We start from the raw sequence: 17,451 nt of genomic DNA, 5'->3' as shown, positions 1-17,451 counted from the left end.
AAAGATTCTTACGTATCATTAGTGGTCATGATGTCCGAGCTTCCTCTCGATCAGGTGCGGACCCTGCTGGCCGTGGTCGACGAAGGCACCTTCGACTCGGCGGCGAACGCCCTGCGCCTGACGCCGTCGGCGGTCAGCCAGCGGGTGAAGGCGCTGGAGCAGCGCACGGGCCGGGTACTGCTGATGCGCACGAAGCCGGTGCGGCCCACCGAGTCCGGTGAGGTGGTGGTGCGCTTCGCCCGCCAGCTGGCCAGGCTGGAGCACGACGCGCAGGCGGCGCTCGGGATGTCCGGGCCGGGCGAGCCGACGCTCCTGCCGATCGCGGTGAACTCCGATTCGCTGGCGACCTGGTTCCTGCCCGCCCTGCGGCGCGTGCCGGAGGAGCTGGGACTCTGTTACGAGCTGCGCCGGGAGGACCAGGACCATACGGCCGCCCTGCTGCGGGAGGGGCTGGCGATGGCCGCGGTGACCTCGTCGCCGGAGGCGGTGACGGGCTGCTCGGTCCGTCGGCTGGGCCGCATGCGCTACCTGCCGGTGGCCAGTCCCGGTTTCGCCGACCGGTGGCTGGGGCGGCGGGAGGGCACCGCGTTGCGCGAGCTGATCGGCGACGCCCCGGTGATCGGCTTCGACCGGCGCGACGATCTTCAGGACGCCTTCGTGCGCCGGCTCGGCCCCGGCCCCCGGCCGAGCACCCGGCGCCACCTGGTACCCACCTCGGAGGGGTTCGCGAACGCCGTGGCGTCGGGCATGGGCTGGGGCATGGTGCCCGAGGTCCAGTCGGAGCCGTTGCTGAGCGACGGCCGGCTGGTGCGGCTCACCCCGGACCACACCGTGGACGTCCCGCTGTACTGGCAGCAGTGGAAGCTGGAATCACCTGCCCTGGCGGCCGTCGCCGAGGCGGTGGCGGCGGAGGCCGCCGAGGCGCTCGACGGCGACTGGCCGGACTGACCGGCGCTCCCGTCCCGGCACCGAGACCCGCTCGCCACACTCCTGGGTGGTGGCCACCCAAGCGCTGGGCACGGCGGTGCGGTTGCGCGGGACGCCTTAGGATGGCGGGTCTCTCCCCCGGAAAAGACTCGGAGGCATCCTCCCCATGCGTGTGCTGCTGGTGGAGGACGACGACGACCTGCGGGACGTGATCGCGGCCGGCCTGCGGGACGGCGGCTTCGCCGTGGACTGCGCGTCGGACTGGCCGGAGGCGGACGTGCTGCTGCACACGACCGCGTACGACTGTGTGGTGCTGGACCGGATGGTGCCCTCCGGCGACACCCTCGCGCCGCTGGAGGGCAGGCGCCGGGCCGGCTGGTCGGTGCCCGTGCTGTGCCTCACCGCCCTGGACTCGCTGCACGAGCGGCTGCGGGGGCTGGAGAGCGGGGCGGACGACTATCTGGCCAAGCCGTTCTCGATGCGCGAACTCGTCCTGCGCGTCCGGGGCCTGAGCCGGCGGGCGTCGGCCCGGCTCCCCTCTTTCCTGAGCTGTGCGGACGTGGTCATGGACGTGGCACGGCACGAGGTGCGGCGCGGTGGTGTGCTGCTGTCACTGAGCCCGAAGGAGTACGCCGTGCTCCAGCAGCTCCTCGTCCACCGGGACACCGTCGTCACCCGTACCGGGCTGCTGGAGCACTGCTGGGACGAGATGGCCGACCCGGTCTCCAACGTGGTCGACGCCGTCGTCGCGGGGCTGCGGCGCAAGCTCGGCTCGCCCGGCCTGGTGCACACCGTGCGGGGACAGGGGTTCCTGTTGTCGGCGGAGCCGGGGCCGTCCTGATGGCGCGGCCCGTACGGCGCCGCTCGCCGGCCCGGAGGCGGCTGCACCGGCTGCGGCTGCGGCTGACCGCCGCGTACACCCTGATCACCGTCGTCGGGCTGGCCTGCCTGTCCTGGCTGGTGATCCGTACCGACGACCGGGCGCGGCTGGACGCCGAGTACGACGAGATGCGCCGCCGGGCGTCCGTCGCGGCCTCGCTCGTCTACTACGAGGACGACCGGATCCGGCTGGACGGGCTCGCGGACGACGAGGCGACCTCGGGAACCCCGCAGGTCCTGGTGGTGGAGGGTCGCCCCGGCGGTGAACCGGTCACCGTGTTCCAAGGGCGTACGGCGCAGTTCGCCGTGGAGGGCGGGACGATCCGGGCGGTGACCCGTTCGGCGATGGACGAGGACGGGGTGGTACGGGCCGAGGCGCACGACCGCACGGGAGAGCCCGTCCGTCTGCTGGCCGTGCCCTTCTACCACGACGCCACCGACGAGGTGGCGGGCGCGGCTGTCGCGGTCGGCGATCCGGAGCGCGGGGCGGCCGAGCACCGCAGTCTGGTCCTCTCCCTCGTCATCGGGGCCGGTGCGCTGACGGCGCTGGCCGCGCTGACCGGGCATGTCCTCTCCGGGCGGAGCATGCGGCCGGCCTGGGAGGCGCTGGAGCAGCAGGAACGGCTGCTGGCCGACGCGGCGCACGAGTTGCGGACCCCGGTCGCGGTGATGCGCGGATCGGTGGAGGTCGCCGCCGGGGCTCCGGGCGGACTGGAGGCGCAGCTGCCCCGGATCCGGCGGGCGGCGGACCGGATGGCCGATGTTGTGGAGAACCTGCTGACCCGGGGGCGGCTGGAGGCGGCCGTGGACGTCGTGCGGGCGGAGCCGCTGCGCCTGGACCAACTCGTCGAGGAGGTGTGCGCGGAGTTGCCGGAGGGCCGGCACGGGCTGGAGTCGCGGCTGGAGGAGTCGGTGGTCGAGGCGGATGCCGCGCTGGTGCGGGTCGCTGTGCGCAACCTCCTGGACAACGCCGTGCGACACGGCCGGGCCCCCGGCGCGCCGGACGGGGCCGATCTGCTGGTGACCGTGTGCGGACCGGAGGTGTGGGTCGCCGACCGGGGCCCGGGAGTGGCTCCGGCCCGGCTGCCGGAGCTGATGGAGCGGTTCAGCTCGCCGGGCGGGGGAACGGGGATCGGCCTCTCGCTGGTACGGCGTATCGCGGAGGCCCACCGGGGGTCACTGACCGTCCGGGCGCGCCCCGGCGGCGGCGCGGAGTTCGTCCTGCGTCTCGCGCCCGCCCGGTCGCGGCGCGGCGTCGGCCGGGCGCTCACGATTCGCTCATGATCGGCCGTCCATGATGTGGGGGCAGGTTCCGAAGCCCACGCACGGGAGTCAGGTATGTCCCAGCACGCCGTCCGTCCGTTCCTCCGCCGCGGAAGCACGCTCGCCGGTCTGGCCGGCGGTGTCGCGGTCGCGACGGGAGCCGGACTGCTCCTGTCCCACGCCTTCGCCTCGGGGCCGGCGCCCGAGGTCGTGCCGCCCGAGGCCAATGTGTCCTTCGACTACCAGATCGGCGGCGCGTACACCCCGCCCGCCGGGGTCGGGGCGGTCTCCCGCGACCGTGGCGACGAGCCGGCCGATGGCCTGTACAACGTCTGTTACGTCAACGCCTTCCAGACCCAGCCCGACGCGCTGGACCGGTGGGAGAAGGACAACCCCGATCTACTGCTGCGCGACGGCGACGGCGACCTGGTCAATGACGAGGAGTGGGGCGAGGCGCTGCTCGACACCTCGACCGCGGACAAGCGCACCCGGCTGGCGGACATCGTCGGGGGCTGGGTCGACGGCTGCGCGAAGTCCGGTTTCCAGGCGGTGGAGCCGGACAACCTGGACTCCTACGAGCGATCGAAAGGCCTGCTGACCCGGGCGCACAACGCGGCGTTCGCGAAGCTCCTGGCCGACCGGGCGCACGCCGCCGGGCTGGCGATCGGCCAGAAGAACACCACCGATCTGCTGGAACAGCGGGGGACGATCGGGTTCGACTTCGCCGTCGCCGAGGAGTGCGGCCGGTACGACGAGTGCGACGACTACGCCACCGCTTACGGCGACAGGGTGTTCGTCGTCGAGTACACCGACGAAGACCTCGCGAAGGCGTGTTCGTCCGTGGGGGCGAAGGTCTCGGTGGTGCGCCGGGATCTCGACGTCCGGCCGGCCGGACAGCCGGGGTACGTGTTCCGCACCTGCTGAAGGGCGCTTTCGGGGGTGAGTGGGCTCAGGGGGCGTCCGGCGGGTGGGCGCAGACGGTGAAGATGCCGCCGTCGGGGTCCCTGATCACCGCTTCGGTTCCGTCGGCGGGCGAGTCCACCGGCGGTCCCGCCGTACCGCCCGCCGCGCGGGCCGCCTCGATGGCCGCTTCCAGGTCCGCGACCGGGAAACGGACGTGCCAGCGCGGGCGCAGCCGGGGGTCGGGAGACGAGGCGTCGCCGCCTCCGCGCAGGGTGGCCACGGTGCGGCCGCCCTGCCGTACGACGACCGCGTCCTGTTGGTACGCGTAGCCGACCTCGCAGCCGCCGGGTTGCTCGGAGGCCCAGCCGAACACCTCGGCATAGAAGATCGCGCAGTCGAAGGCGTGGCTCGTCCGCAGTTCGAGGGAGGCGGGCGGGTTGTCACGGCCGAACGACCAGGGCGGGGTCCGGCCTTCCCAGAAGCCGAATCCGGCCCCTTCCCGGTCGGCGGCGACGCCCCCCCGCCCGGGGCCCAGCCGGATCGGCCCGACGGCGATGGTGCCGCCCCGTTCCCGGACCCGGGCCGCTGTGGCGTCCACGTCATCGACGGCGAAGTACGGGGTCCAGGAGACGGCGGTGGGCAGACCGGGGGCGATCCGGGCGATCCCCGCGACCGGCAGGGCGTCGAGGTGGGCGACGGTGAAGCCCTCGCCGAGGGTGCCGGAGCGGAAGGTCCACCCGAGGACGGTCCCGTAGAAGTCCTGGGTGGCCCGCAGGTCCCGGGTCATGAGACTGACCCAGCACGGAACCCCGTGCACCGGGGTGCTCTGCTCTGCCGCGGTCATCGGGATCCGTCTCCTCGTCCCCGGTGGTGAGCCGCCGGACGCGGACACCGGTCCGGCGGGTGGGCCTGCTGGTCACCGGCCGTCGCAGGCCGGTGCGCTCCGTGGCGTCGGGCGTCCTCCGGAGCGGCACGCCTCCATACCTACGCCGCCGGGGTCGCCGCCGCCACCCGGGCCGCGTTCCGGAACGGTGCGGTGCGCACACCCCGTCCGCTCCCGGGCGGGGATCGCGTGTCAGTGCCCGGTGACAGACTGCCCACATGACCGACTCGCGGCCGAAGGCTGACCTCCAGCACTATCTCCAGTCCGCTCGCGACGCCCTGCTCTGGAAGCTCGATGGGCTCTCCGAGTACGACGTCCGGCGCCCTCTGACGCCGACCGGCACCAATCTCATCGGGCTGGTCAAGCACGCCGCCGGGGTGGAGCTGGGCTACTTCGGCGAGACGTTCCGTCGGCCGTTCGGCGAGATACCGCCCGCCTACGGGGACGACGCCGAGGCGAACCAGGACATGTGGGCGACCCCCGACGAGTCGCGCGAGGACATCCTCGCCCTCTACCGCCGGGTGGCGGAGCACGCGGACGCCACGATCGCCGAGCTGCCGCTCGACGCCATCGGGAACGTCCGGTGGTGGCCCGGCGAGCGGAGCCGCGTGACGCTGCACCAGATCCTGATCCATGTGATCGCCGACCTCCAGCGGCACGCCGGCCACGCCGACATCGTCCGGGAGCTCGTCGACGGGACGGTGGGGCTGCGGTCCGGCACCGACAACATGCCGCCGGGCGACCGCGCGTGGTGGGAGAGCTACCGGCAGCGCGTGGAGCAGGCGGCCCGGGACGCGGGGTAGCCCGCCCCCCTGTCGTGCGGGGCGTTCAGCGTCCGGTGAGCGCCGCGGGTTCGCCGAGGTGGTGCGCGGCGGTGCGCCAGGCCGCGGTGACGGCTTCGCGGGCCGTGGCGGTCGCCGCCTCGACATCCGGCGGGAGACGCAGCGGGGCGCCGACGTGGACGTGGAGCCGGGGGCGGCGGGCCGGGGCGGTGAGGAGCCCGGAGATCTGCTTGACGCGGGGACCCGAGGTGACCCGGCGGGCTCCCGCCTGGCCAAGCGGCACGACGGGCGCGCCGGACGCGTGCGCGAGGCGGGCGAGGCCGCTGCGGAAGCTCTCGGGCGGAGCCTCCGCCGCATCCGTGCGGCAGGGCAGCCGTCCTTCGCCGTAGATGAGCAGCTGACGGCCGTCCCTGAGCGCGACGGCCGCCGCGTCGAGGGCGGCCGCGGCCCGGTCGGTGTTCCGGTGCACGGGCACGTGGCCCCCGCGCTCCAGGAGACGGCCGAGGACCGGTATGCGCCACAGTCCCGCGGTGGCCATGACGACGGGTTCGACGCCGAGGCGCAGTAGTGCGGCGAGGACGATGCCCGGGTCGGCCAGGGAGGTGTGGTTGGCGACGATGATGCTGCCGGCGGCCGGGGCCGTGGCGTGGTCGGACGTGACCGTGAGGCGTCCGAGCGAGGGGACGACGGTGGCGGCGATGCGGCTGAGCACGGTTCTCCCGGGGTTCGGCGGGCGGGGCCGTTTTTTGACGGCCGTGCGGTCGGGTCCCGCCTTCCTCGGCTTCGCCCGGCACGCCCTCATCGTCGTGGCGGCCCGGGGGCGGGGCCTGAGTGCGGGTACTCAGGCCCCCTGGGTCGATCGCCCGGACCGGGACTCCCCCGGGCTGTGAACCGTCCGCGCACCGTGGACTGCTTGGTCGGAGGCATTCGCAACTACTCATCTACGGCAAGGAGGCTCACGTGGGTCTACGGCAACGAGGCTCACGTGGGCTTCGACAAGGTCGCCTGGGTCTTCGGTCTCCCCTATCCGGGCGGCGCGGGAGGACGATCGGCGTGCGGTGGCGTTCCCGCCCCCGATGACGGGCGCGAAAGACGCCCCCTACGCCTTCTCCTTCTCCGGTCTCAAGACGGCGGCCGCCCGGTGGGCCGACCAGCATCGGATCGCGGGCCGGGAGCTGCCGCCGCCGGACGGGGCCGCGTCACTCCAGGGGGCCGTCGCCGACGTGCTGGCCCCCAAGGCCGTGGCGGCGTGCCGGGATCACGGGGTGGGGACGCTGGGGATGGTCGGCGGGTGGCGGCCGACTCCCGGCTGCGGGAGCTGGCGGAGCGGCGGTGCCGGGCGGCCGGGATGACACCGCGGGTGCCGCCGCTGAAGCTGTGCACGGACAACGGGGCGATGATCGCGGCGGTCGGCGATCTGTTGGTGCGGGCCGGGGCCGGGCCCGCACCGCTGGACGTGTCGGTCGACCCGTCGGCGCCCCTGGAGTACGCGACGCCGCACCCGGTGGCGCGGAGTACGGGGCGGGTGGCCCGAGGTGCGGCCCCCGGGGTCACAGTGAGGTCGAGATCACCAGACGCTGGATCTGGTTGGTGCCCTCGATGAGCTGGAGCAGCTTGGCCTCGCGCATCCAGCGCTCCGCAGGGTGGTCGGCCACGTATCCGTAGCCGCCCAGGACCTGGACGGCGTCCGTGGTCACCCTCATCGCCGTGTCCGTGGCGAAGAGCTTGGCCTGCGCGGCGGCGGCCGATGAGGGCTGCCCGGCGTCGAGCCGGCGAGCGGCGTCCAGCAGCAGCGAGCGGGCGGCGGCGACCTGGGTGGCCATGTCGGCGAGCATGAAGCCGATTCCCTGGAAGGAGATGATCGGTTTCCCAAACTGCTTTCTGGTCTTCGCGTAGGCGACGGCATAGTCGAGGGCCGCCTGGGCCAGCCCCACGGCGCAGGCGGCGATGCCGAGGCGCCCTCGGTCGAAGAGCCCCATCGCGATCAGGAAACCCTTGCCCGGCCTGCCGATCCGTCGGTCCTCGGCGATCTCCGCCTCGTCGAAAACGACTTGGGCGGTCGGCGAGGAGCGAACGCCCATCTTGCGTTCCTGGGTCCCCGGATGGATTCCCGGAGTGTCCGCGGGCGCCAGCAGCAACGACAGGCCGCGCACCCCGTCGCGTCCCGTGCGGCAGAACACGTTGTAGTAGTCGGCGGCGCCCGCGTGGCTGACCCAGGACTTGACGCCGTTCACGGCGTAGCCGTTCTCGTTGGGGGTCGCGGTGGTCCGTAGGGCCGAGATGTCGGAGCCGGCCTCCGCCTCGGATATGCAGTTCGCGCCGAGGAGTTCGCCCCCGAGCATGTCCGGGAGCCAGGCGGCCCGCTGCTCCTCGGTGCCGAAGGCGGCCAGGCCGTAACAGGAGAGCACGTGGATGTTGACCGACTGGGCGACCCCCAGCCAGTGCTGGGCCAGTGTCTCCAGGACGGTGAGGTACACCTCGTAGGGCTGACCGCCCCCGCCGTACTGCTGCGGGTAGGGCAGCCCGAGCAGTCCGGCCCGGCCGAGCGTGCGCAGCAGCTCACGCGGGAAGGTGGCGCGGGACTCGTGTTCGTCCACCCGGGGCGCGAGTTCGGCGGCGGCCAGCTGCCGGACGAGGTTCAACAGGTCGAGCGCCTCCTCTGTCCAGGCGGGCCCGGTGGGCTGGGAACGATGGGTTGACGCGGTGGTGGTGGGCATAGCGGCGTCCTCAGTTGTGGCCGGTGAGTGCTGCGGGCGGTTGTTCGGCGCTGGAGAAGGGGCGTCACGGCGGGCTCCCGGCGGGACGGGACGGAGACGTCGATCTCCTGCGGGAGCGGCCCCGGGGGCGCATCGCGAGTGCCACGGGGCAGTCCTGGAAGGGCGGCAGCCGGTACCAGTGCGCGGCGGCCCAGTGGCCGTGGTGTGCCCCTGGCGGGACACGGATCCGCCAGAGGTCCGCGCCGACCCGCAGGCCGAGCGACTTGGCGCAGGCCTCGCGCACCGTCCAGGCATCGGCGAACTCATAATGGGAGTCGTCGACTTGGGAAGGGCTGTCGCCGCGTTCGGCGGGGGCCGCGGTGGGCGTGCGGCCGCCCGGCCGGGGCCCGGCGCGGGTGGCGGGTTCGGTTCCGGCCACGTTGTAGCGGCGCAGCAGTCGGGCGCTCACCGGTACGGGGATCTGGATGTCGACGCCCACCTCGCAGCCGCGGGCCGCCGTCGCCGCGATCCGGCCCGCGCTGTGCGAGATGCTCACGTCCACCTCGCGGGTGCTCAAGCAGACCGGTCGGCTGCCGTCCCGGGTGCCGATCCGCACCGCCTCGGCCGGGGCGCCGCTCAGCTCGGCGACGGCCCGGCGCAGCAGGGCGCGGCCTCCGAGGAATTCCCGGCGCCGCGGACCGGTCAGGGTGGACGCGGCCTCAAGGTCCTCGGCGGCGGCCGGGGGCGCCGTCTCGTCCACCCGTCCGAGCAGCGTCACCGTCCTGGCCTCACCACGGGCGATGTGCACCAGGACCGGTCGGCCGGTGAAGCCTGCGGGGATCAGGCCGGCAGCCACTGCTCGGCCTCGGGCCAGCGCCGTACGGCTCGACGCACCGCGTAGTCCCAGTAGGAGCGCACGGAGAGGTCGGCATAGATGAAGTCCTCTTTGAGCCGGACGTCCTGGGCACTCGAGTAGTGGAAGTCCCGTCCGGTGGAGAGCGCGGCGAGCTGGAGGCGGCAGGCGCGTTCCAGGACCTGGGCGAAGACGGCCGCGTGCCGCACGCTCTTTCCGACGATCACGCCACCGTGGTTGCGCAGGAAGACGGCGCGGCCGGTGTCTCCGAGTTCCTTCGCGATCTGGTCTCCGGTGGCGATGTCCAGCACGGTGTTGCTCGTGGTGGTGAAGACGCCGGTCGCGTCCACGAAGTAGGCGCCCTCGTGGGAGAGGGGGCGCAGGTGGAGGTCGAAGGCGCCGAACAGCAGGGTATGCGGGGCGTGACTGTGCACGATGCCGTTGACGTCCGGTCTGGCCCGGTAGATCGCTTGGTGGAGAGGGAGTTCGGGCGGCGCCATGCGCGGGGCCCGCTGCCTGTGGTCCACCGCAGCGGTCACGGTCTCCTCGGGCGACACCTCGTCGAACCCGCAGAGCGCGTTCTTGATCAGGAAGGTGTCCGAGCCGGGCATCCTGGCGGATATCTGGCCCTGGTTGAAGTCGTCGTGTCCGTCCAGGGAGAGCATCCGCCCACCCAGAGCGAGCTGGTTGGCCAGCCGACGTGTCATCGAAGGACCTCTCTCATGAAGTGGTCGGCCGGGGGCCGGCCGACAGGGTGGGGAAGACCTCGTCCACGGACACCGCGCCGGGTGGGCGGCGCGGCAGATGGTGGGCCAGGGCCAGGGCGGTGCGGGCCACGGCCCGCAGGGAGGTCACCTGGTGGTGGACGGTGAGGGCTTCATCGGCACCCCAGGTCCAGGTGATCGCGTGCTCACTGACCTCGGGGCCTCCGCGCCGCAGTCCCAGCTCCGCCTCCGGGTGCCCGCCCGCGTCCGTCCAGGCGGTGGCGAGCCGTTCGGCTGTCGCGCTCACCCGCGCGGCCTTGCGCGCGGGGTGACGGTCCAGTACGTCCACCGCGGGGACGGCGGGGTGGTGGGCGGCTGCGACCAGGCCGGCCAGCCTGCGTTGCAGGTAGCTGCCGAACGAGAGGTTGACGGCCTCGAGAACGGGCACGACGGCTGCGACATCGGCGAGCAGACCCGCGTGTTCTTCGCGCAGGTGGGAGACGCACTCGAGCAACGGGACGGTGTGTCGCAGGCAGTACGCGGCGACCTCGGGGAAGGCGCCGGGGGTGCTGGCGTCGATGAGGACGTCGGGCACGGAGGCGACGGTCCAGCCGGTGCTCCCCCGGGCCCGCAGGCTCACCGGGACGCGGTCGTCCGCGCAGGCCTGGAGCAGTGCGCCGCCCAGCCGTCCCGCGCCGACGATGCCCACAGTGAGCGGTGGACCATCGGGTACGGGGGTGGCTGCCGTCGCGCTAGGCAACATCGGAGCCCATCTCGGCCAGGACTGCGGCGACGATACCGTCCACGGTGCCGAGCGCCTCGGCCCCCTCGTCGGCGTCCAGGTAGACGCCGAACTCGTTCTCGATGGCGTCGAGCAGCCGGATGTAGGAGAGCGAGGTGTAGTTGACGGCTTCCAGTACGCCTCCGTGCGCCTCGATGTCCAAGATGCTGATGTCGCCCTCGTGCGACGAGATGATCAGGCGGATCACGCCGTCACGTATGAGCTGCGGGCCGGCAGGCATGACTGACTCCTCAGGATGGAGGCCGACGGGCTTCGCCGTCGGCCGCGGGCGCCCGGACAGAAGTGCCCGGGGCGCGCGCGGGGGGTAGCGAGGTCGGGGCGGGTGCGGCGGGGTCAGGAGGGACCGGCGTCGAACAGGCTCCGGAGTTCGTGGAGCACCGGCTTGCCGATCACCGTGGCGGGGATGGAGTCGACCACCCGGATCAACGTGGGGACCTTGTGGGCGGCCAGGCTGTCGCGGACCCGCAGGCGCACCTCGCCGACGCCGAGTCCTTCGCGCAGCACGAGCACGGCGGCCACTGCGGGCTCGCCGTGCTGGTCGGGCACTTCCAGGACCACAGCCTGCTCAACGCCGGGCACGGCGCTGACGGCGTCGCCGACTTCGACCGGGTCGACCTTGCGGCCGCCCACGTTGATCATCCGGTTGGAGCGCCCGGTCAGCACCAGCTCACCGTCCACCAGGCGCCCGCGGTCACCCGTGCCGTAATGGCCGCCGCCGATCCGGCTCTCCAGCAGCCCGGGGACGTTGAGGTAACGGGTGGCCATCGAGGCGCTGCGCACGTGTACGGCTCCGTCCCGGGCGTCGGGTCCCCGGGTCTCGATGTGCACGCCCGGCAGCGGGCGCCCCAGGCTCTCCGCCGCGGAGGCGGTGGAGTACGTCAGCGGTCCGGCCTCGGCGACACCGTAGTAGTTGCCCATCGGGACCCCGGTCAGTTCGGTGAACCGCTCCTTGGTGTCGGCGCGCAGCGGAGCCCCGGAGGAGATGGCGACGCGTACGGAGGCAAAGTCCGCGCGGTCGCCGCCGGTGCGGACGAAGGAGTCGTAGAGGGCGGGGAAAGCGACCAGCCGGGTGGCTCGGGTGCCGGCGACAAGTCGGCGGATCCGGCCGCTCGTCGGCAGCCCGTGGGACAGGTGCAGTTGAGCGCCGACCAGGAAGGCGGACAGGAGGGAGGTGTTGAAGGCGAGTCCGTTGGACAGGCCCGCGCAGCAGAGGATGCGGTCGTCGGCTGTCATGGCGGTGCCCACCGCCCAGTTCTCCGCCGCCGCCCGGACCGCCCGGCCCGAGAACTCCAGGCAGTTGGGCTTGCCAGTGGTACCGGAGGTGAAGCGGCACACTTCGGTGTCGGGGTGCAGCGGGTGGCGGCGCCCGCCGCTGCGGTGGTGCGTGGCGGTCAGACCGGGCAGCGCGGTGACCGCGTCGCCCGCCGTGTCGCGGTCGTGCAGGAGGAGGTCGAGTGAGCAGTCGTCGCGGATTCGGTCCAGTTCGCTGTCGCCTGCCGATGCGTCGATCAGGAACGGGACCGCCCCGGCGTGCAGGATGCCCAGGTAGGCGGTCACCCAAGCGGTGCTGTTCCGCGCGGCCAGGCCGATCCGGAGGCGGTCGTCCACGGCCCGGGTGCCGCCGAGCCACTCGGCGGCCCGCAGACTCCCCCGGTGCAGCGCGCGGTAGTCGACCGAAGCGTCGGGGCCGAAGAGCGCCGCACGGTCCGCGTACCGGTCGGCGCACCGCTCGAACTCGGCGGCGAGAATCATGAGCGCTCATTCTGTGCGTAGGCGACCGCGAGGCGGTCGAGCTTGGGGACGTCAGGTGTGTCGACGCCCATCGCCACCGCGTACACGACGTCGTGATCGGCCGGCAGGCCGGCCAGCCGCTTCCACCGCTCGCTGTCGAAGCCGCCGACGCCGGTGACCGAAAGGCCGCGCTGGGCCGCCTCCAGGTAGACGGCTTGAGCCAGCGCTCCGGCGCGGAAGAGGACCGTCCACAGCCCTGAGCCGCCGGCCTCGTCGATGAGCGAGGCCGTGGGTGCGTGCAGGAGCAGCACGGCCGATGTCCCGGCCAGATGGGGCTGAGCCATGAAGGCCTCGGTGACCGAGTCGTCGGGCAGGCCGGGTCTCCAGCGGATCGTCAGGCCGGCCGGCCAGGCCGGATCGTCTCCCCCGTCGTCGTCCTGGCGCATGACCAGCGTGGCGTACGGCGGCGCTTCGCCGGGCAGCACGGCGTCGAGGACGGATATCGCGCGGTCGACGGTGCCGTGCACGTCCCGCGTTTCGACGGTGCCGGGCGCGAAGGCGGTGGCTGAGCGGCGGCGGCTGAACGCCGTCTGTGGCACCAGGGGAGCCCTGCCGGTGCTCCGGACCGTCATCGGCAGGTGGAGGAAGGCTCCGGGGTGACCGGCCGCGGCCCCCTCGGGATGGGTGACGAGCGACTCCCAGCAGATCCGCTCCAGCCAGTGCGGCTGCTGGCGCGGCGAGTGCCGCCGGGCGTCGCGGACCACCCAGCCGGGCGGTCCGGGATCGGGGCTGTGGCCGGCCGACAGCGCGGTGACGGCCAGCGCGGAGTGGACCTCCGCGCACTCGCCGTGCTCCCTGACCAGGGGTTCGAGACCCGGCGGGCGCCGGCGCAGCACGACCCGCCCGCCGAGGCTGTCGGCGGCCAGCACGAGGTTCATGTGCAGGTGCGCGGTGTCCAGCTGGGTGTAGAGGTAGCCCCGATCTCCGTACTTCCGCATCGACAGCCAGGGCCTGGTGGCCAGCACGATGACCGCGCCGCCGTCGGGGAGGGCGAGTGCCGCCTGGCAGAGCGCCTCGGCGACCTGGGGGCCGCGGCTGACGAGTTGACAGGTCCGTCGGCCCGGATCGGCCTGGTAGAGACCGGTCTCGCTGGCGTCGTCCCTGGTCAGGACGTAGCACTCGTAGGGGTGGGTGGCGCCGGCGGAGGGCACGGCCCGGCGTGAGCTGTCGGTGCCGACCATGCCCAGGTCGAGTACGGCCAGGGCGGTGCGCAGTCCTGCGGCCGGGCTGAGCGCGGGCGGTCGTCCGGTCCCTCCGGAGTCGACCGCCATCCGTTTCCAGAGCGGTTTTCCACGGACGTCCATCGTGATCTGCTCCTCGGTTCCTTGGGGATGCAGCCTGCGGCGTGGAGTACGGACCAGAAGTTAGCGCCGGGGGGAAGCGAGCGCAAATGATTTACAGAAATGAGCAAAATCAAGATGCCTGTTTTCACGAGTCTTGCCGACGTCCTTCAACCACCCCCTCCCGGCTAAGTCAGATCTTTCTCGCAATTTCGGTTCAAATCGCCTAAACGGGAGCGCGAGAACGAACACCCGGCTCACGTGACCCCTCAATCCGCCCTCTTGTGTCAAAAAAATTAGCTAAAACTGTTGAGAACTTGCCATACTCCACGTCATTCTTTAGCCCGCCCACGCACGACCACTCCGGTGAACAACCGAGCAGGAAGAGGACAGGTGACAGACCCGACGACCGCCCGTGTGCGGTTCCACGAGGGTTCCTCCCGTACCGGGCCGATGACTTGGGGCCAGCGCGCGATCTGGGAGGTGATTCGCTGGCTGCCGCCCGACGACGACTCCCTCAACCAGCTCGGCTGGGCGCCGGTCGGCTCCGCCACCGTGGAGCAGGTGTGCGACATGGTCCGCCTGCTCGTCGAGCGGCACGAGTCGCTGCGCACGACCTACACCGAAGATGACGACTGCCTGACGCAGCACGTCGCGGCCTCCGGCGAGATCCCGTTCCTGATCGCCGAACTAGGGCCGGGCGACCTGTCCGAGGCCGTCGCCCCACTCGGCGAACGGATCAGGGCCGGTGCCTTCGACAACGCCGCCGGACTGCCGGTCCGCGCGGCGATCGGGCTGCGCGCGGGCGTACCGGCGGCCGTCGCGATCGCCGCGAGCCACCTGGCGGTCGACGGCTGGAGCTTCCAGATCGTCATGGACGAACTGCGCACCGTGCTCACCGCCGGACCGGACCGTGCGGCCGGCCTGCGCGAGCGCTCTCGACAACCCGTGGAGCGGGCCCGGTTCGAGGCTTCGGAGGCCGGCGCCAGGCGCGAGAAGCGCACGCTGGACTACTGGGCCCGCCAGGCGGACGCGGTCCCCGCGAGCATGCTGGCGACCACCTCGACGCCGGACCAGCTCGACCGGGACTGGGCTCATATCGACTCCCCCGCCTTGGCGCTGGCCGCCCACGCACTGGCCGGACGCAGTGGCGGCAACACGGCCACGGCGCTGCTCGGCTCGACCGCGCTGCTGCTGGCCTCCTACCTCGGTGAGCCCGGGGCGGCCCTGCGAGTCATCGTGGCGACCCGCTTCAAACCCGAGGACGAGGAGCTCGTCGGGGCTTTCAACCAGAACGCCATCGTGCGCCTGCGACTCGCGGACGAGTCCGCCGAGCAGCTCCTCACCCGCACGGCCCGTACGGCGCTCAACGCGTACCGGCACGCGGAGGCCTGCCCGGTCAAGCTGGAGGAGCAGCTGGAGGAGATCGCCCGCAGGCGCGGTATCGCGCCCGGCGGCTACTGCTTCTTCAACGACATCCGGTTCAGCGCCGAGGAGCGCAACATCCCGGCCCCCGCGATCGACCCGCTGAAGCTGCCCGCCCAGTTGGAGGAGGCCATGGCCCGTACCCGTCTGACCCGTCCGGACAGCGAGGAACGGCAGTCCGGCGCCAAGTTCTTCCTCTTCCTCGACGGGCTGCGCGACTCCTGCACCCTCACCCTCTGTACCGACCCCCGCTTCCTGCCTGCCTCAGCCGGCGATTTCCTGCGGGAGCTGGAGCACGTGATGGTGCGGGCGGCCCAGAGCCCCGACACCCCGGTGGGCGAACTCGTCGACCGGATCCGACGCCAGCCACGAGGAACCTGCCATGACTGAGACCACGGCACCATCGCGGAGCGCGGTGCCCGGCCAGACCCCCATGATCCGTGCGCGGGCGCTGGAGAAGCGCTACGAGGGCACGCGCGGCGCGGGGCTCACCGCTGTCGCGGGCATCGACTTCGAGGTCCGCCCCGGGGAGGCCTTCGGCATCCTGGGCGCCAACGGCGCCGGCAAGTCCTCGACCATGCGCATGATCGCTTGTACCTCGCCCGCGACCGGCGGGAGCCTGGAGGTGCTCGGGCTCGACACGCGGACCGAGGGCGCCCGAATCCGCGCCCGGATCGGCGTGGTCCCGCAGGACGACACCGTGGACGTCGAACTGACGGTCAGGGAGAACCTGTTGATCTACGGGCGCTACTTCGGGCTGCCGAAGCCCGAGATCCGCCGGCGCGCCGCGGAACTCCTCGACTTCGCGCGGCTGACCGACAAGGCGGACGAGCGGGTCGAGGCGCTGTCCGGCGGCATGCGGCGGCGGCTGACGATAGCCAGGGCCCTCATCAACGAGCCCGAGATCGTCCTGCTGGACGAGCCGACCACCGGTCTCGACCCGCAGGCCCGCCACCTGCTCTGGGAACGGCTGTTCCGGCTCAAGGAGGACGGCATCACGCTCATCCTCACCACCCATTACATGGACGAGGCCGAGCAGCTGTGCGACCGGCTGGTGGTGATGGACGGCGGGCTGATCGTCACCGAGGGCTCACCCGGCCACCTGATCGAGCGGTACTGCACCCGCGAGGTGCTCGAACTGCGCTTCGGCCCGGGTGAGCGCGAGGCGATGACGGACAAGGCCCGGGGCCTGGTGGAGCGGATCGAGGAGCTACCGGACCGCATCCTGCTGTACACCGACGAGGGGGAGGCCACCTTGGCGGCCGCCCATGCGCGCGGCATCGTCCCGCTGACCGCCCTGACACGCCGGGCAAGCCTGGAGGACGTCTTCCTCACCCTGACGGGTCGCAGCCTGATCGACTGAGGCGTCGCGCCGCCCCCGCCCACCATCCAGGCGTCGCAACGGAGAGTTCCCGATGACCACGCATGCGTCCCGCCCTCTCGTCCCACCCGGCCGTGCCCGCACCGTCCCGCCCGCCCTGCGTGAGTGCGCCTACTGGCTGCACCGCTACCGCCGCACCTGGCGGGGCACAGTGGTGCTGAACGTGGCCAACCCGCTGCTGTTCCTGACCGGTATCGGCGCGGGACTCGGCACCCTCGTCAACCACAACAACAGTGCCGCCCTGCACGGCCTGTCATACCTGGCCTTCCTCACTCCCGGTCTGCTGGCCGCCTCGGCCATGCAGACCGCCTACATCGACTCGGCCCACCCCGTCCACCAGTCGGTGCAGTCCAAGGGGCACTACTGGGCGGCGAGCGCCACACCCGTGTCGCCGGTCGACATCTTCCACGGTCACCTGCTGTTCAATCTCTTCAAGGTGGCGCTCTCCGCCGCGGCCTTCACAGCGGTGGCGGTGGCCTTCGGCGCCGTCGACGCGTCGCGGGCCCCTCTGGTGGTGCTCGCGACGCTGCTGGTCGGGGCCGCGTTCGCCGCGCCGTCCGCCGCCTGGGCGGTGACCGCTCGGCGTCAGTCCACGGTGCTCGCGGTGCTGCGGTTCGGTGTGATGCCGATGTTCATGTTCTCCGGCACGTTCTTCCCTCTCGCGCAACTGCCCGGCTGGCTCCAGTGGGTGGTCCAGGTGACACCGCTCTGGCACGGGGTCGAGCTGTGTCGTACGGCAGCGCTCGGCACCGGCACCGGAGTCGGCACCGTCGTCCACGTCGGCTACCTGGCGGTGCTGACCGCCGTCGGCCTGCTGGCCGGGCGGCGCACCTACCGGCGGCACCTGCACTCCTGACCGTCAGCACCCACCCCTGAAAGGCA

At 72.4% G+C, this 17,451-nt stretch carries 17 protein-coding genes and 1 pseudogene; 9 read left to right on the top strand and 9 right to left on the bottom strand.

Annotated features, from left to right (window positions below; genetic code table 11):
* Positions 1 to 27 precede the first annotated feature (27 nt).
* From ACIQRW_RS33040 to ACIQRW_RS33025, 4 genes are all read left to right on the top strand, one after another.
* Positions 28 to 948, top strand: a complete 921-nt coding sequence (locus ACIQRW_RS33040) for a LysR family transcriptional regulator ArgP (RefSeq protein WP_403767520.1) — start codon at positions 28 to 30, stop codon at positions 946 to 948.
* 145 nt (positions 949 to 1,093) lie between these two features.
* On the top strand, positions 1,094 to 1,768 hold the full coding sequence (locus ACIQRW_RS33035; RefSeq protein WP_265603570.1) for a response regulator transcription factor: 675 nt from the start codon (positions 1,094 to 1,096) through the stop codon (positions 1,766 to 1,768).
* Positions 1,768 to 3,090, top strand: coding sequence for a sensor histidine kinase (locus tag ACIQRW_RS33030; protein ID WP_403767516.1), 1,323 nt, complete (start codon positions 1,768 to 1,770; stop codon positions 3,088 to 3,090). The genes ACIQRW_RS33035 and ACIQRW_RS33030 overlap by 1 nt, the downstream gene beginning before the upstream one ends.
* 54 nt (positions 3,091 to 3,144) lie before the next feature.
* Entirely contained in the window at positions 3,145 to 3,993 is an 849-nt protein-coding gene (locus tag ACIQRW_RS33025; protein WP_403767513.1) for an endo alpha-1,4 polygalactosaminidase, read from the top strand.
* A 25-nt stretch (positions 3,994 to 4,018) separates the two neighbouring features.
* On the opposite strand, the gene ACIQRW_RS33020 is transcribed toward ACIQRW_RS33025, so the two are convergent.
* On the bottom strand, positions 4,019 to 4,816 hold the full coding sequence (locus tag ACIQRW_RS33020; protein ID WP_403767511.1) for a VOC family protein: 798 nt from the start codon (positions 4,814 to 4,816) through the stop codon (positions 4,019 to 4,021).
* Positions 4,817 to 5,073: 257 nt separating this feature from the next.
* On the opposite strand from ACIQRW_RS33020, the gene ACIQRW_RS33015 reads away from it, so the two are divergent.
* The gene (locus tag ACIQRW_RS33015) at positions 5,074 to 5,658 is read left to right on the top strand and encodes a DinB family protein (RefSeq protein ID WP_403767509.1); all 585 of its coding nucleotides are present in this window, start codon (positions 5,074 to 5,076) and stop codon (positions 5,656 to 5,658) included.
* A gap of 25 nt (positions 5,659 to 5,683) precedes the next feature.
* Here the strand turns inward: ACIQRW_RS33015 and ACIQRW_RS33010 are convergent, their stop codons facing one another.
* Positions 5,684 to 6,349: a lysophospholipid acyltransferase family protein gene (locus ACIQRW_RS33010; RefSeq protein ID WP_403767506.1), complete on the bottom strand. Its 666-nt coding sequence runs from the start codon at positions 6,347 to 6,349 to the stop codon at positions 5,684 to 5,686.
* Positions 6,350 to 6,628: 279 nt separating this feature from the next.
* On the opposite strand from ACIQRW_RS33010, the pseudogene ACIQRW_RS33005 reads away from it, so the two are divergent.
* Positions 6,629 to 7,240 (top strand): annotated as a pseudogene (locus ACIQRW_RS33005) (hypothetical protein); the annotation flags it as partial.
* On the opposite strand, the gene ACIQRW_RS33000 reads toward ACIQRW_RS33005, so the two are convergent.
* From ACIQRW_RS33000 to ACIQRW_RS32970, 7 genes are all read right to left on the bottom strand, one after another.
* Positions 7,188 to 8,354 (bottom strand): acyl-CoA dehydrogenase family protein, encoded by a 1,167-nt coding sequence (locus tag ACIQRW_RS33000; protein ID WP_403767503.1) that lies wholly within the window; start codon positions 8,352 to 8,354, stop codon positions 7,188 to 7,190. The pseudogene ACIQRW_RS33005 and the gene ACIQRW_RS33000 sit on opposite strands and share 53 nt — an antisense overlap.
* A 64-nt stretch (positions 8,355 to 8,418) precedes the next feature.
* A complete protein-coding gene (locus tag ACIQRW_RS32995; protein ID WP_403767500.1) occupies positions 8,419 to 9,189 on the bottom strand; it encodes a 4'-phosphopantetheinyl transferase family protein in 771 nt (256 codons plus the stop codon).
* On the bottom strand, positions 9,174 to 9,893 hold the full coding sequence (locus tag ACIQRW_RS32990; RefSeq protein WP_403767497.1) for a class II aldolase/adducin family protein: 720 nt from the start codon (positions 9,891 to 9,893) through the stop codon (positions 9,174 to 9,176). Before ACIQRW_RS32990 ends, ACIQRW_RS32995 begins: the two co-directional genes overlap by 16 nt.
* 13 nt (positions 9,894 to 9,906) lie before the next feature.
* On the bottom strand, positions 9,907 to 10,599 hold the full coding sequence (locus ACIQRW_RS32985) for a hypothetical protein (protein ID WP_403767495.1): 693 nt from the start codon (positions 10,597 to 10,599) through the stop codon (positions 9,907 to 9,909).
* Positions 10,600 to 10,642: 43 nt separating this feature from the next.
* Positions 10,643 to 10,912, bottom strand: a complete 270-nt coding sequence (locus tag ACIQRW_RS32980; protein ID WP_403767493.1) for a hypothetical protein — start codon at positions 10,910 to 10,912, stop codon at positions 10,643 to 10,645.
* A gap of 113 nt (positions 10,913 to 11,025) precedes the next feature.
* Positions 11,026 to 12,444, bottom strand: coding sequence for a class I adenylate-forming enzyme family protein (locus tag ACIQRW_RS32975; RefSeq protein ID WP_403767490.1), 1,419 nt, complete (start codon positions 12,442 to 12,444; stop codon positions 11,026 to 11,028).
* Positions 12,441 to 13,787 carry a nitroreductase family protein gene (locus tag ACIQRW_RS32970; RefSeq protein ID WP_403767487.1) on the bottom strand — a complete coding sequence of 449 codons (1,347 nt, stop codon included), beginning with the start codon at positions 13,785 to 13,787 and terminating at the stop codon, positions 12,441 to 12,443. The genes ACIQRW_RS32975 and ACIQRW_RS32970 overlap by 4 nt, the downstream gene beginning before the upstream one ends.
* 369 nt (positions 13,788 to 14,156) lie before the next feature.
* Between ACIQRW_RS32970 and ACIQRW_RS32965 the strand changes: the two genes are divergently transcribed.
* From ACIQRW_RS32965 to ACIQRW_RS32955, 3 genes are read left to right on the top strand one after another with little or no spacing between them, the layout of a single operon-like run.
* Positions 14,157 to 15,578 carry a condensation domain-containing protein gene (locus tag ACIQRW_RS32965; protein WP_403767485.1) on the top strand — a complete coding sequence of 474 codons (1,422 nt, stop codon included), beginning with the start codon at positions 14,157 to 14,159 and terminating at the stop codon, positions 15,576 to 15,578.
* The gene (locus ACIQRW_RS32960; RefSeq protein WP_403767482.1) at positions 15,571 to 16,551 is read left to right on the top strand and encodes an ABC transporter ATP-binding protein; all 981 of its coding nucleotides are present in this window, start codon (positions 15,571 to 15,573) and stop codon (positions 16,549 to 16,551) included. Before ACIQRW_RS32965 ends, ACIQRW_RS32960 begins: the two co-directional genes overlap by 8 nt.
* A gap of 52 nt (positions 16,552 to 16,603) precedes the next feature.
* A complete protein-coding gene (locus ACIQRW_RS32955; protein WP_403767479.1) occupies positions 16,604 to 17,425 on the top strand; it encodes an ABC transporter permease in 822 nt (273 codons plus the stop codon).
* Positions 17,426 to 17,451: the final 26 nt, after the last annotated feature.

Source organism: Streptomyces sp. NPDC091287, assembly GCF_044768525.1.
Taxonomy (GTDB): domain Bacteria; phylum Actinomycetota; class Actinomycetes; order Streptomycetales; family Streptomycetaceae; genus Streptomyces.
This window is presented reverse-complemented; position numbering and strand designations above follow the sequence as displayed.